General features: G+C 62.0%; 14 protein-coding genes and 1 riboswitch. Of the genes, 4 read left to right on the forward strand and 10 right to left on the reverse strand.

Features of this window, described 5'->3' with window-relative positions; all coding sequences use genetic code 11:
- Nucleotide 1: 1 nt before the first annotated feature.
- The 3 genes from ACPFMJ_RS07285 to ACPFMJ_RS07295 form a co-directional block, all read right to left on the reverse strand.
- Entirely contained in the window at nt 2–811 is an 810-nt protein-coding gene (locus ACPFMJ_RS07285; RefSeq protein WP_424363154.1) for a CbbQ/NirQ/NorQ/GpvN family protein, read from the reverse strand.
- 54 nt (nt 812–865) lie between these two features.
- On the reverse strand, nt 866–2,212 hold the full coding sequence (locus ACPFMJ_RS07290) for a cbb3-type cytochrome c oxidase subunit I (RefSeq protein WP_424363155.1): 1,347 nt from the start codon (nt 2,210–2,212) through the stop codon (nt 866–868).
- Between the two features lie 64 nt (nt 2,213–2,276).
- A complete protein-coding gene (locus ACPFMJ_RS07295) occupies nt 2,277–2,726 on the reverse strand; it encodes a c-type cytochrome (RefSeq protein ID WP_424363156.1) in 450 nt (149 codons plus the stop codon).
- Nucleotides 2,727–2,853: 127 nt separating this feature from the next.
- Here ACPFMJ_RS07295 and ACPFMJ_RS07300 point away from each other — a divergent pair, with 127 nt between their 5' ends.
- Nucleotides 2,854–3,555, forward strand: coding sequence for a Crp/Fnr family transcriptional regulator (locus ACPFMJ_RS07300; protein WP_424363809.1), 702 nt, complete (start codon nt 2,854–2,856; stop codon nt 3,553–3,555).
- 29 nt (nt 3,556–3,584) lie between these two features.
- On the opposite strand, the gene ACPFMJ_RS07305 is transcribed toward ACPFMJ_RS07300, so the two are convergent.
- The 6 genes from ACPFMJ_RS07305 to ACPFMJ_RS07330 form a co-directional block, all read right to left on the reverse strand.
- Nucleotides 3,585–4,556, reverse strand: coding sequence for an NAD(P)H-binding protein (locus ACPFMJ_RS07305; protein WP_424363810.1), 972 nt, complete (start codon nt 4,554–4,556; stop codon nt 3,585–3,587).
- Nucleotides 4,557–4,761: 205 nt separating this feature from the next.
- On the reverse strand, nt 4,762–5,418 hold the full coding sequence (locus ACPFMJ_RS07310) for an adenosylcobinamide amidohydrolase (protein WP_424363157.1): 657 nt from the start codon (nt 5,416–5,418) through the stop codon (nt 4,762–4,764).
- A 59-nt stretch (nt 5,419–5,477) separates the two neighbouring features.
- The gene (locus ACPFMJ_RS07315; protein ID WP_424363158.1) at nt 5,478–6,029 is read right to left on the reverse strand and encodes a hypothetical protein; all 552 of its coding nucleotides are present in this window, start codon (nt 6,027–6,029) and stop codon (nt 5,478–5,480) included.
- A gap of 72 nt (nt 6,030–6,101) precedes the next feature.
- A complete protein-coding gene (locus ACPFMJ_RS07320) occupies nt 6,102–6,689 on the reverse strand; it encodes a DUF7676 family protein (RefSeq protein ID WP_424363159.1) in 588 nt (195 codons plus the stop codon).
- 34 nt (nt 6,690–6,723) lie between these two features.
- Complete coding sequence (locus ACPFMJ_RS07325) at nt 6,724–9,282, reverse strand: TonB-dependent siderophore receptor (protein ID WP_424363160.1); 2,559 nt, start codon at nt 9,280–9,282, stop codon at nt 6,724–6,726.
- A 117-nt stretch (nt 9,283–9,399) separates the two neighbouring features.
- Nucleotides 9,400–9,594, reverse strand: a riboswitch (cobalamin riboswitch).
- A 131-nt stretch (nt 9,595–9,725) separates the two neighbouring features.
- Nucleotides 9,726–10,487, reverse strand: a complete 762-nt coding sequence (locus ACPFMJ_RS07330) for a carbon-nitrogen hydrolase family protein (protein WP_424363161.1) — start codon at nt 10,485–10,487, stop codon at nt 9,726–9,728.
- A 73-nt stretch (nt 10,488–10,560) separates the two neighbouring features.
- Here ACPFMJ_RS07330 and ACPFMJ_RS07335 point away from each other — a divergent pair, with 73 nt between their 5' ends.
- Nucleotides 10,561–10,758 carry a hypothetical protein gene (locus tag ACPFMJ_RS07335; RefSeq protein ID WP_424363162.1) on the forward strand — a complete coding sequence of 66 codons (198 nt, stop codon included), beginning with the start codon at nt 10,561–10,563 and terminating at the stop codon, nt 10,756–10,758.
- A gap of 354 nt (nt 10,759–11,112) precedes the next feature.
- On the opposite strand, the gene ACPFMJ_RS07340 is transcribed toward ACPFMJ_RS07335, so the two are convergent.
- Complete coding sequence (locus ACPFMJ_RS07340; protein WP_424363163.1) at nt 11,113–11,382, reverse strand: hypothetical protein; 270 nt, start codon at nt 11,380–11,382, stop codon at nt 11,113–11,115.
- 146 nt (nt 11,383–11,528) lie between these two features.
- Here ACPFMJ_RS07340 and ACPFMJ_RS07345 point away from each other — a divergent pair, with 146 nt between their 5' ends.
- Both ACPFMJ_RS07345 and ACPFMJ_RS07350 read left to right on the forward strand, forming a co-directional pair.
- Entirely contained in the window at nt 11,529–11,735 is a 207-nt protein-coding gene (locus tag ACPFMJ_RS07345; protein ID WP_424363164.1) for a hypothetical protein, read from the forward strand.
- A 279-nt stretch (nt 11,736–12,014) separates the two neighbouring features.
- A complete protein-coding gene (locus ACPFMJ_RS07350) occupies nt 12,015–12,197 on the forward strand; it encodes a hypothetical protein (RefSeq protein WP_424363165.1) in 183 nt (60 codons plus the stop codon).
- The last annotated feature ends 376 nt before the right edge of the window (nt 12,198–12,573 follow it).

The following is a 12,573-nucleotide window of genomic DNA, read 5'->3' on the forward strand; positions in this document are numbered from 1 at the left end:
CCTATCCCAATATCGCCCGCGCCACTTCGACAAGCCCCTTCTTCACATCGGGGTCATCCGTCAGCGGCTCGATGATGGCCGCCATCACTGCGTCCTCCAGCTTGACGCCAGCGGCCATCAGCGTGGCGCAATAGACGAGCAGCCGCGTAGAGCACCCTTCTTCGATATCGACGCCCTTGAGCGCGCGTAGCCGTCCGGCGAGCGTGACGAGCGGCTGGCAGCGCTCGCGCGGTAGCCCCGACTCCGTCGCGACGATATCGAGCTCCGCGGCGGGCGGCGGAAAGTCGAATTCGATGGCGATAAAGCGCTGGCGTGTGCTGGGCTTCAAGGACTTCAGCACATTCTGATAGCCGGGATTGTAGGAGGCGATCAGCATGAATTCCGGCGGCGCCTGCAGCGTTTCGCCCGTGCGGTCGAGCGGCAGAATGCGCCGGTGGTCCGTCAGCGGATGCAGCACGACGGTGACGTCCTTGCGCGCCTCCACCACCTCGTCGAGATAGCAGACGCCGCCATCGCGCACCGCACGCGTGAGCGGGCCGTCGACCCAGACCGTGTCGCCGCCGCGCAACAGATAACGCCCCGTGAGATCGGCGGCTGTGAGATCATCGTGACAGGGCACCGTATGCAGCGGCCGTCCGAGGCGCGCCGTCATATGCGCGACGAAGCGCGTCTTGCCGCAGCCCGTTGGCCCCTTGAGCAGCAGCGGCAACTGCCGCCGCCAGGCAAACTCGAACAGCTCGCACTCATTGCTGAGGGGCAGATAATAGGGAACGGCCTTAGCGTTCAGCAGGGCGGGCGAAGACATGTTCATTGCTTGTCCCTCTGGCAGAAGGGCCGCCCCTTTCGAGCCGGCCCTGTCGCTCCCTTATTCGGCCGGCGCGAGACGGGCGCGCGGGGCCGTTTCTTCGCGCGGCCGCATGACGATGGCGGCGATGAACATTACGGCGCCGATCGCGGTGACGACGCCGCCGATGAGGCGCATCCAGTAGAACAGCAGCAATTGCTGCTGCACTTCCATGAAGTCCATGCCCATCACATGTTCGAGATGCGTCTGCAGCACGCCGGCGAAGGTCAGCACGACGCTCATGAAGACGACGCCGCCCGACAGCGTCCAGAAGCTCCACATGTTGAGCAGCTGGTTATAGGGCGCCGTTCCGCGCAGAATCGGCATGGCGTAGCTGATCATGGCGAGATTGATCATGGCGTAGGCGCCGTAGAATGCGAGATGGCCATGCGCCGCCGTGACCTGCGTGCCATGCGTGTAGTAGTTCACGAAGGACAGCGTGTGCAGGAAGCCCCAGACGCCCGCGCCGAAGAAGGCCAGCACCGCACAGCCGAGCGACCACAGCAGCGCCGCCTTGTTCGGGTGATTCCGGCCGCCCTTCCACACCATCATGAATGCGAAGACCACCATGGCGAAGAAGGGTAGCGGCTCGAGCGCCGAGAAGATGCTGCCGATCCACTGCCAGTAGCCCGGCGTGCCGATCCAGTAATAGTGATGTCCGGTGCCCAAAATGCCGGTGAAGAGCGCCGTGCCGGCGATGATGTAGACCCACTTCTCGACGATCTCGCGATCGATTCCTGTGAGCTTGATCATCAGGAAGGCGAGAATGGCGGCGAGCACCAGCTCCCATACGCCCTCGACCCAGAGATGCACCACCCACCACCAGAACACCTTGTCGATGACGAGGTTGGCCGGCTGATAGAAAGCGAAGAGAAAAAAGACGGCGATGCCCCACAGCCCCAGCAGAAGGATGTTGGTGATGACCGTGCGCCGTCCCTTCAGCACCGTCATCGAAACGTTGAAGAGGAACATCAGCGCGACGATGACGATACCGACTTTCAGATACCAGGGCTGTTCGAGATAGGAGCGCCCGTCGTAATTTCCGAAGAGATAGCCGACGACGATCACCACCGCCGCGACAAGGAAGATCCAGAACTGAATCTTCGCCAGCATCGGGCTGTAGAGTTCATTTTCGGTCTCCTCCGGGATCAGGAAGAAGGCTGAACCGAAGAAGCCCATCAGCATCCACACAATGGCGGCGTTCGTGTGCACCATGCGGGCCACGCTGAACGGCAGAATGTCGACCGGGATCAGTGTCGGCGCGACATAGTTCACGGCGCCAAGCATGCCGAAGGCGATCTGCAAGGCGAAGACGAGCAGTGCTCCGTAGAAGTAGAGCTTTGCGACCTGTTGCGATTCATATTTCATGGCGTCGGCTCTTTCATGCGTCGGCTCCTGGCGGCGCGCGTGTTTCGGATGGATGCTGACGGGATTATTTCGGCCTTTTCGGCGGCCAGCCCTGCAGGTCGATCTCACTCGACCAGCGCATGAACTCGATCACATTGTCGAGATCCTGCTCGCTCAGCTTGAAGTTCGGCATCTGGTGACGGTCGGCGACGCCAGTCGGCTGGGCCTTGAACCAGGCTTTCAGCGCCTCACGGGCGCCGTTGGGGTCTTTGTCGCCCCCATATTTCGGCCAGACCGTCCCGACTTCCGGCGCATAGCGCGCGCCCTCGCCGTAAAGCGTATGGCAGTCGAAGCAGGCATGCTTTTCCCACACGCGCTTGCCCTGCGCAACCGCGTCGCTGATGGGGTGAGCAGCCTCGATCTCACGCGCAAACATGTAGCTTTGCGCGACGAGGGCGGCGAAAATGGCGAAGAAAAAGGCGGTCCCGCCATAGAAGACGTTACGAGCCGCCGTCTTCGTCAGAATCTCGGTCATATTCGGTCTCTCCTTGATTCCAGGTCTTTTAGCGGGACCGGGAGGACGCGAATTTGCGCTGGAACAAACAAATGGGCGATGTATATGCGGCGGAGGCGCGCAGCGCCGACCAGATAGGGTTGCGCAGATGTCGGCTGTTGATCGATCGCTTGTCGCGGGGCTATCCCTTTTTGCGGACATTCCTCCCGACGGGATCGATGACGCTTTGCGAGAAGCGCGCCCCTTGCGCTTCGCGAAAAATGCGGTTGTCTTTGAACAGGGTCAGGAAGCAGGAAGCTTTTTCCTGCTGCTTCATGGACGGGTGCGCGCCCATAAGCTCGCGCCGGCCGGCGAGCAGGTCGTGATCCGCTTTATCGCGCCGGGAGAATTGTTCGGCGTCGCCATGGCGATCGGCCAGAGCGCCTATCCCGCCACAGCGATCGCGGTCGTCGACAGCGTCGCGCTCGCTTGGCCAAGCAGCGCCTGGCAGGGACTGTTGGCGCGGCATCCGAGCCTCGGCGTGCAGACCATGCAGGCTCTCGGCGCGCGCCTGCAGGAGGCGCAGACGCGGCTTATGGAAATATCAACGCAAGAGGTCGAGCGACGGATCGCGCATGCGCTGCTGCGACTTTTGAAACAGGGCGGAAGGCGCACGCCGGAAGGCATTTTGGTCGATTTTCCGATCTCGCGCGAGGACATCGCGCAAATGACGGGGACGACCTTGCATACGGTCAGCCGCATTCTGAGCACATGGCAAGAGCGCGGCCTAATCGTTTCAGCCAGGCGGAAGGTGACTGTTCGCAATCCGGCGCAGTTGGCGCGGCTGGCCGATCCTGAAGGAGCTTCCTGAATCAGGCTTGTAAGGGCGTCCGCTCTGGGTCAGAAAACGGCGTGGTCTCCCCGCTCGGGCGCTTGGTCGCCGGCAAGCACCGATCTGTAAAAGTCGAAGAGCGTCTCCACGCCTGTCGACGGCGTGGCGGCCGAGTCATAGCGACCGTTTTCAGGGTTCAGCCAAAGCATGGATTCGGTCGCGTAATAGCGGCCGATCCGCGCGAGTTCAGCCTTTTCGGCAAGACGAGGCGCGATGCGGGCGGCGATGCCGAGGGCGCCGACAACGCCGTCGAGCAATACGAGCGGCACGCTGCGAAACAGAGGCGGGCGGCGCAGGAGCGCAAAAAGGAACTCTCCCTGCTGCCTTGGCGTGATCGCTTCCCCCGGGCCGCCGATGGGAAGCACCCGGTTCCAGCGACGCTCGTCCTCCAGACACTCGGCGAGATAGACGGCGAGATCGCTGTCGCTGATCGGTTTACAGGAGGTCAGCGTGCCGTCGCCGAAAATCAGGAAGGGCTTGCCGCGCTGCACACGCCCAATCTGTCCCGAGAGTGACTTGAAAAACGCCGTCGGCCTTACGATCGAATAGCTGACGCCTGACGCCATGAGCGCCCTTTCGAACGCGAGTTTGGCATGCTGAAATTCAAGGACGGGCTTTTGCACACAGATCGCGGAGAGCTGCACGAAATGGGAGACGCCCGCTTCCTGCGCTGCAGCAAGCAAATTTAAGTGCGCCTGATGGTCGATCGCCCAGGCGTCCTTCGGCGTCCCCGTTCGGGAGGCCATGCAGGATATGACGGCGTCGAACCGCTCGCCCCGAAATCCGTCTTTCACAAACGATGCGGGTTTCGAAACATCGACGAACCTCACGGCAGCGCCATCGAACAGTGACTTATTGCTCCCCGACGACGGGGACCAGAAACCGTCCGCGGCCGGGCGAATTAAGCAAACCACGCTATGTCCGCGGGTCAGGAGCGCGCGCAACGTCGCTCGGCCTATCGTTCCGGTGGCGCCAACCAGGCATACGCGCAATGATGAACTCCGCACCGTGTGGGCGATATCGGCCGCCGTTAACCGCTGCAGCGATTTACGTCCCTATGAGCGTAGGATTAGCAACCCAGAGAAAGTTTGCAACGGGTCACCGTCCACCGTCGTCAGATGTCTTCGAAGCGCCATGAGCGAACACCGCGTTGCGACTGGCACCATGCTCATCGTGGTTTCGCGGTTATGCAGTTTCCGCGCTCCACTCCGCGGCGCCTGCGTATGTCGCCTCATAGACGGCGGCGCCGATGGCCTCTCCAAGTTCGGTGTGGAGGCCCGCGCAGGTTGCGGCAGCGTCAATTTCCGGCGCCGCGACGATGATGCAATCCGTGCCCGTGCCGGTGATGGCCGGACCATCGCGCAGCTTGTTCGTATCCATGATGGCCGCCGTGCGCGCCTGCGTCGCGATGGAGACGGATTCGACGAAAGCGCCCTGGGAAAGCGCATGGGAGACGTGGACGAGCGTGTTGATCGTTCCCGCCACGCAGTCATGTGCCCCCCGCCGCTCGCCAACCTTTTCCCCATTGGTCAAGCCTACGGTGGTCACGCAGGTGACAATGGCGCAGCCCACTTGCGACTGAGCGACATGATGGCGAGCGATCTCTCTTGCAGTCATGAAGGCTGCCGCGTCGTCGAGCCCCTGCGCCGACAGCTTCGTGCGCACGAAGTCGAGAGGGTCGACATGCGGTCCGAGGTCCGCGTCACGCACTTCGAGCCAGACGACGTCTCGCGTCGTCGCGAAGCCGGGCTTGGTAAGCGACCATCCTAACATCCTTTGTTCGACCTCGAAGCGAACGGTGAGCATTGGATGACGCAGGTCGAGCCGGAAAGGCAATTTCATGTAATCACCAAGGTACAGAAAGCGAAGCGGCGGCTTTCAACCGCCGCTCCGTCAAAGATTCAGACGTGGCGCGGCGCGAACGCCGATGACGGCATGCGACCGATCACGGCGTTCGCCAGGACCGTCTTCAGCGCCCACAATCCACCGAAGGCGCAGGCGTTGATAAGGAAGATCCGCGCGACGGTCGCCGGCGCGAAGTCGTCGGCGCTCTGGTTGGTGACGAGATCGATGGCGATCAGCGCGCCCTCATAGACGACGAAAGCGGAAAGGAAGGCGACGAGGGCGGCGGCGGCGGCGGAGAAGCGCCGTGTCGCCAGTCCTGCGGCCGCGCAGGACAGGAAGGCGATGACACCGAGCGCGCCGCCCCATGCGAAGGTCTCGCTATCCATCGGATAATGCATGAAGGCGAAGCCCCATGCCTGATTGGCGAGCCACACGCCGCCGATCGCCCACAGCGCCGCGCGCCGGTCGAAGGACATGGCGGCGATTGCGGCGAAGGCGGCGAGCGGAACGGCGCAGGCGAAGCCCAGGGTGAACAGCACGCTCCCGACGGCGAGCGCGACGACGCCGGTTGCCGGACGCGAGAGGAAGGAAGGCAGGGATTCGGTCATGTTTGTCTCCTTGTTTGGACGACGGGGGAAAGTCCGGACCGGCGTCGCCGGCGCCGGGATCGGTTGTGATGTTCAGGCATGCACGAATAGACTGGCCGAGCGATCGAACGGATCAGGGTCGGTGAGGCCAAACCACCTCGCCCGGAGCCTGTCCCACAAAGCGAGGCGCGACCAGTCGGGTTCCTTGAGGATCTTGTCGGTCTGAGGATGGAGGAAGGGGTTCGGCAGAAGCACTGTGATCTGTTGCTCATTGGCGCCGTTGAAGAGCTGGACGCCCCACGACATCGGCACGCAGGAGCGACCGATGCGCCGGTAGATCTCCGCCCGCGACGTGCGCCGGTGGCGCGCGACCTCCGGCGACGTCGGTCGCGCGCGAGTTCCTTTGGTCTCGCCGATACAGATGTGGAAATGCGGAACGCCGAAGGCGACCGTCAGATAGCCGTCGAGCATGCCGATCCGGGTCGGCGCCCGATCGGCCTTCATCTCCCAGGCGGCGCCCTGGATAAGGATGCCGAAAGTGATCTCGCGCCAGTGGTTCTCGAAAAGATCGCGCAAAAGTTCCTCAAGGCTTGCCGTATCCGTCGGCAGCGAGAACACGTCGAGTGGCGTGGCGTCCGGTTCAATGATCCGCTTGGGAGCTATGTCGATGACTTGTGTCATGGCGATGCGCTTTCCTTTCTTCCGGGCCGGCGGCTCAGAACGACACCTTGATCGATCCGCGGAAAATCCGCGGGGCGCCGATCACGTTGAAATTGTAACTCGGCAGGTTCCATCCCACCTGAATCGGATTGGTGTTGGGCACGACGAAACCTCCGGGATGGAAGGCGTCAAACGCCTCCGGCCCTAGGCCGCCGGTGACGAAGTATGTCTTGTCGAAGAGATTGCTCACATTGAGCTGCGCGGTCACCTTGAACCTGTCGACGCTGAACTCATAGGCGCCGAAGACGCCGACCAGCCCGTAGCCAGGCGTCGACCGGCCATAGATGTAAGTGCCGTCGTTGACCGTATGAGAAAAGGGAAGGTAGCCGGTGTAATCGTAGCGCCCGCCCACCTTGAGTCCCTTCAATTCGCCGGTCCTGAATTCATAGCTGGTCGAGAGCGAGCCGACATTGCGCGGGACGAAGGGGATCGGCGCGCCCGCGGCCGGAACCCCGAGTGCCGCCGGATTGGTTTTGGTGGTGATCGCGTCGGTGTTGGCATAGGCGAGATTCACGTTCCAGCCGGGAAGCAACTCGCCCTGGATGTCGAGTTCAGGCCCTTGCGAACGACCTTCGCCGATCACCATGACATGGGTGATGTCGTTGGGGATCCCGATCGGAATGTTCGTCTTGACCAGGTGGTAATAGGCGGCGGTGGCCTGGAGTCTCCCGTCGAACAGGGACAGCTTGACGCCGCCTTCCACCTGCGTTCCGGCGCTCGGTGGCGTGGGGTCGTTCGTGTTCAGGACGAGCTTGCCGTTGTAGTTGGGGCTGTAGGATTCCGCGTAGTTCCCGTAAAGGCTGATCCATTCGAGCGGTCGCCACAGGAGCCCGACGCGCGGCGTGACGCGCTGATTGACGAGCTGCGCCCTGTTCGTGATCGTGTCGAAATTGCACGGGATCATCAGGCCGGCAAACGCGTTGTCCGAGAACGGTCCGCAGAACTTCGTGTTGTCCGAGGCTCCCGTTCTGCTGTTGATATATTGATAGCGCGCGCCGCCGAGGACGGTGACGCCGTAGGGCAGCTTGATCTGGTCTTGCAGATAGACGCCCAGATTATCGGCGTATTGCTCGGTCGCGTTGAAGGGATAAAAAACGGAGGCCGGCGTCGCGGGTTGTGGCGCGCCGAATAGAGTCGTCGAGCTGAAATTCAGCGCATTCAGGTTCTGGCTTCTGAAATTGTAGCGGTAATAATCCACGCCAGAGAGCAACGTGTGAGCGAAATGCTCGCCGGTGTAGAAGTGGCCGACGAGATTGGCGTTCGTCGCATATTCCGCCTGCCGGTTGTCAGTCGGGAAGGCGCCCCAGTTGAGCGTGACGTTGTTCGGCGAAGGAAAGGAGAAGCAGGACGTGCTTCCGGGCGTCAGGCAATCGGAGATGAAGCCGAAGCCGCCGTTGTTCGCCCAATCGTTGCGCAGCAACTGCATGAAAGCCGTCTGCTGGATCGACCAATCCTTGTTGAAGTCGTGATGCCAGGTGAACTCGGTGAAGTTCTGCTGTTGATTATAGGGAGACGCCGGCCCCCAGTTGAAACTGCGCCCGAGCCAAAGCGGATTGAACATGCCGAAATACGGCGTGAAATACATGTCCTGATTGAAGCTGTTTCGTTGGAACTGAGCCGACGCCCTCACCCAGGTGTTGGAATCGATGTTCCATCTCACCACTGGGTTGATCATGATGTTCCGATTGTAATCCAGCGCCCGGAACGATCCGTCGTTTTCATAGGACATGATGAAGCGCGCGAGCACATCCTTGTTCGGCGTCACCGGTCCCGTGGCGTCGAGCGTCGTGCGGAAGGCGGCGTAGCTGCCGAATTGCTGCTGCACGGAGAAGCCGGGCCGATCCAGCGGCTGCTTGGTGTTGAGGTTGACGATGCCGCCCGGCTCCACGGCGCCATAGAGAATGGCGGCGGGGCCTTTGAGAACCTCGATGCTCTCGACATTGGCCAACTGGATGGCGCTCGCGCCCGCGAAATTCAGGCCGAAGCTGTCGACGCGGAAACCGTCTCGGAAATAGCTTTGGGTCGGAAAGCCGCGGAGCAGGAGTTGAGTGAACACGTTGCCCACCGCCGCGTCGCCGCCGCCAGCGAAGGCGACGCCGCTGACGTTCTTCAACGCCTGATCGATCGTGATCGCCTGCTGGTCTTCGAGCATCTGGCGCGTGACCATTTTGGTCGTGACCGGCGTCTCCATGACCGGCGTATTGACCTTCGTGCCGAGCGACTGGATGGGCGCGGCGTAGGATTTGGGATCGTTGCAGACGCCTTTGGCGCAGATTTGCCCGTTATTGCCAGGGCCGATATCTGTCCCATTGTTTCCGACGGCTCTTACGCCGCCGTCGTCCGGGGCCGGTTGGCCGGCGGAAGGCGCGGCGGGGCGTTCGCCGGTCCTGCCGATCCTCGGCTTCGGCGCCGTCACATCGATCGTCGGAAGCATTTGCTGGCTGAAAGCCGGCGTCGAAAGTGCGGCGGACAGGACGCAGACCAGAATGGTCGCGCTCGAACGTGGAACGAGGCGCAACTCGCCTTTCTTGAGCGACGCGATGTGGGAATTCATGAGTCAGGGACTCGCAGCAACGTGGGCCGTCACTGCGAAAGGTCTCACCTGCCCGTTCGCGCCTATGGCGCCATGACAGTTTCGACCGCCTCGGTGCACCCCGCCCGACGCTCTCGCGCGTGACCACGAACGATGGCAGGTCTCCTGGCTCGCGGGTCGCCGCCTTGAGCCGCCTTCCCAGGGATGCCCCCAGTGGCTTTATGGCTCTAAGGCTCGCCGCTTACAGTTGCGGGGGCAGCCTCGGCATGACGCGGATGCGCGCACCGAGTTCCCTTTTGATCCCCGAAGGGAACCATCGCGCTCATAAAGCCGGGATTAATTGTCATGAGTCAAGCGGATTGACCCCGGAGGCTCGACGGGCCTCCCCAAGCATTGCATTTTGCACCAAGGCGGCGAACGGGCTGGACGTCGAACGCCACAACCGGTTCATCGCCACCTCTCGACTAGAGAAAAGGGGCTATCGTCGAGTAACGGACGAGCCGATCCTCTTCGAAGCTCCAGTCGACCAGAAAGATTGCGCTGCGCGGCGCCGTGAAACTGACAATGCGCTTGCCCCGGCTCGCGACGACGCTCTGGGCGATGGTGAAGTCGATATGCCGCTCCTGGCCGGTGCGGTTACAGACGAAGATCGGCAGCGACGTCGACGCGCTGACGGCTTCCCACTCGCCGTTCGGGCCGTGCAGGCCCGGCCTCCAGGCCGCGGATGACACCAGCGCCCGCGCGCCTTTGCGCGCCAATGCCTCGGCGATATTGGGCGTGTAGGCGTCCGCGCAGATCAGCATGCCGACCGGGCCGAAGCCATCGATGGGGACGGCGTCCATGTCCTGCCCCGGTGTGGACCAGGCTTCGGGGCCGACGCGCAGGGCGTTGATCTTCCGATGACGCCCGGCGATCTGCCCGGTCCGGTCGATCGCAATCATAGTGTTATGGAGTTTGTCGCCGACGCGCTCCGGAACGGAAAGAAAGATGGTCAGTCCGCGCTGGCGCGCGAGTTCCATTACACGTCGGACCCATGGATCCGGCTGCGGTTCGATCCAGTTGGAGCCTATGCGCTCGACGAACTCATATCCGGTCGTCACAAGCTCCGGCGTGAGGATCCATTCCGCGCCCGCGTCCGCCGCCGATCGTATCGCCGCGCCGACAAGTTGCCGGTTTTCTTCCACTGCGCCCGGCGCGGGCGACAAGTGAAGGAGCGCAATCCGCATCCTAAATATCCCTCAAAAGCGGCGCTACCCATGACGGCCGCTTTGCCCCAAGAGCGGTCTCGCTTATGTCGAGATGCCCGATCTTCACCCCGAGCAAGAAGCGGCCGCCATCCTCGCGGGCACGGAACCCTTCGGAATCGGCGATAAAATGGTCGAATCGGCGCGGGGCGCGCGCCGCCTCCTCGCCTGCGCGGTAGCCGCCCATTACCCGAACGAAAACAAAAAAACCAAAACCGCCTTGTTTCCGCCGAATCAGTTTCGTAGTCTGTAAATCAAGCTAGCGGAGACGCCGGATGTAAGCGCGGGGCGTTTTGCTTTTAGCCTGTTAATCGTTACGCAGCCACATGTAGCCGAGCGTGGCCGTGGCCACTGCGAAAACCAGAACAGCCAGTCCATATCCCGCCATGGCGCCCTCCTCGCGCTGATCCTTACGCCTGACAAAGAGGGCCGCCCCGCCTAGGGCGTAGGAGCGGCCCTCCTAACCGTCGGGCGTTCCCGGGAGCGTGACGTTTCGCCCGAGATTGTAAAAAGGGTGCGGGCAAGGCGGGCCGGCGACTACTCCGATTCCCGCCAATTTCCGTGCATTTCGCCACCGTAGATCGGACGGCCGACTCCTCGGGACCAGTCAATTGCATTTCCAAACCCACTGCCTCGAGTAATTGTCGTAGACGTAGCAATCCCAAAAGGAGGGGTCATCGGGCGACGACGGCCCGAAATCGCTGGGGCCGTAATAGCGCCAGACGCCATCCGGCCCGCGGACAAGCCCCGCGCCGCCGCGATACAAGCGGCTGCTCGGATAGCCGCCCCCCGTCAGCTCCACGCCGGCGAGCGCGGCGGTGGAATAAGAGCATCCGGCGGCAAACGCAAAAATGAGAGAGGCCCAGAGTCTCATCATCCGCCCAACTCCGCTGAACGCTCAAAATGACAGCGCCGGAAACATTCGACGCGATCAGGAGCAGCGTCCGGACGTGGCGCGATATATAAAATTTAAGTCGCGGCGCTAAGCATTACTAGCGGTCTCGGCATTAGAAACAGCTTATTTTGAAGCGTTATGGCAGTGAAATGGCAAGCGACGCAATGAAGAAAGCAAAGCCTGAAGCTGTCCGACGCCGTGAGCGCAAGGCGGAAGCGATAGAAAAATTGTGGTCGGTCATCTCCCTCGCGGATGACGAGGAGGCCAAAACTCTTGCCATGGCGGCGCTTGCGCGGTTGTTGGCTTTGGGGCGGGCGGCAAAGCGCTGGGATTGAGCCGCACTCTGCATGGTAGCGCGAGCGGCGCGCGCTACGGTAGGCGCGTATCGATGCAGCGAGCGCGCCGAAAAGCCACCAAGCCAATCCATTTGTGGAAACCCGGCAACGTCATCGTCAGGCGGGGGCCTCGCATCGGGCCTTCTTTCAAATTCATGCCGCCACGCCAGCGTCTGATCTTCGCGTGATCCCCCGGCCGCATTCATGCGGGGTTGCCGACATCAACCTCTGCAACACTTTCCCTGAGGCCGGGAGGGGAACGCGAGAGGGGATTGAACAATGCAGAGCGTCGAACTCAGAGACTATGCGAGGCAGATGCTTGAGTCTTTAGGCCCCAAGGCCATCGCCGAAGCAGCTCAAAAGGCGACCAAGCTGGAGGAAGCGGGAAAGCGAGAAGAAGCGGAAACCTGGCGCAGAATAGAAGCGACGCTGAAAGAGATGACCGGCCCGCATCAAAGCTGATGGGCGTAATTTTCTGAGCTTCGCGGGCTTGGCGTTGAGGGCCGGGCCCGTCGAGGGCTCTAGTTTCCTATACGCTTGAGGCCGTCCCTGCTTTCCTGCAATTGGGATTTACCGACAATGCATGTCTGTAGTCGGCGATAGCTTCCTGCTTCCGCCCCATGCCTCGGGGCGTGGTAAATCAGCGATTGCGAGCCACCCGCTATCGGCGGCGTTCTGGAAGTCTCGCCGAATATCTGTCGTACATCGGAGGCTGCGCTCCCACGACTCCTAGAATAGCGTCCAGCGCACCGATGGCTTAGCCGCTTGTGTTGGTGACATCCAAGCCAAAGTTTGAGGGCAGTCGCGCGCGAACAACGGCCCACGGACCGCTTCCAGT

This window comes from Methylocystis parvus (assembly GCF_049675845.1).
In the GTDB taxonomy this organism is placed as follows: Bacteria; Pseudomonadota; Alphaproteobacteria; order Rhizobiales; family Beijerinckiaceae; genus Methylocystis; species Methylocystis parvus_A.

Bases quoted from the DNA above. Each gene is read 5' to 3' on its own strand.
- ACPFMJ_RS07320 (WP_424363159.1), bottom strand. From the start codon at position 6,689: ATGACACAAGTCATCGACATAGCTCCCAAGCGGATCATTGAACCGGAC.
- ACPFMJ_RS07325 (WP_424363160.1), bottom strand. From the start codon at position 9,282: ATGAATTCCCACATCGCGTCGCTCAAGAAAGGCGAGTTGCGCCTCGTT.
- ACPFMJ_RS07310 (WP_424363157.1), bottom strand. From the start codon at position 5,418: ATGAAATTGCCTTTCCGGCTCGACCTGCGTCATCCAATGCTCACCGTT.
- ACPFMJ_RS07315 (WP_424363158.1), bottom strand. From the start codon at position 6,029: ATGACCGAATCCCTGCCTTCCTTCCTCTCGCGTCCGGCAACCGGCGTC.
- ACPFMJ_RS07295 (WP_424363156.1), bottom strand. From the start codon at position 2,726: ATGACCGAGATTCTGACGAAGACGGCGGCTCGTAACGTCTTCTATGGC.
- ACPFMJ_RS07330 (WP_424363161.1), bottom strand. From the start codon at position 10,487: ATGCGGATTGCGCTCCTTCACTTGTCGCCCGCGCCGGGCGCAGTGGAA.
- ACPFMJ_RS07300 (WP_424363809.1), top strand. From the start codon at position 2,854: ATGTCGGCTGTTGATCGATCGCTTGTCGCGGGGCTATCCCTTTTTGCG.
- ACPFMJ_RS07340 (WP_424363163.1), bottom strand. From the start codon at position 11,382: ATGATGAGACTCTGGGCCTCTCTCATTTTTGCGTTTGCCGCCGGATGC.
- ACPFMJ_RS07290 (WP_424363155.1), bottom strand. From the start codon at position 2,212: ATGAAATATGAATCGCAACAGGTCGCAAAGCTCTACTTCTACGGAGCA.
- ACPFMJ_RS07285 (WP_424363154.1), bottom strand. From the start codon at position 811: ATGAACATGTCTTCGCCCGCCCTGCTGAACGCTAAGGCCGTTCCCTAT.
- ACPFMJ_RS07335 (WP_424363162.1), top strand. From the start codon at position 10,561: ATGCCCGATCTTCACCCCGAGCAAGAAGCGGCCGCCATCCTCGCGGGC.
- ACPFMJ_RS07350 (WP_424363165.1), top strand. From the start codon at position 12,015: ATGCAGAGCGTCGAACTCAGAGACTATGCGAGGCAGATGCTTGAGTCT.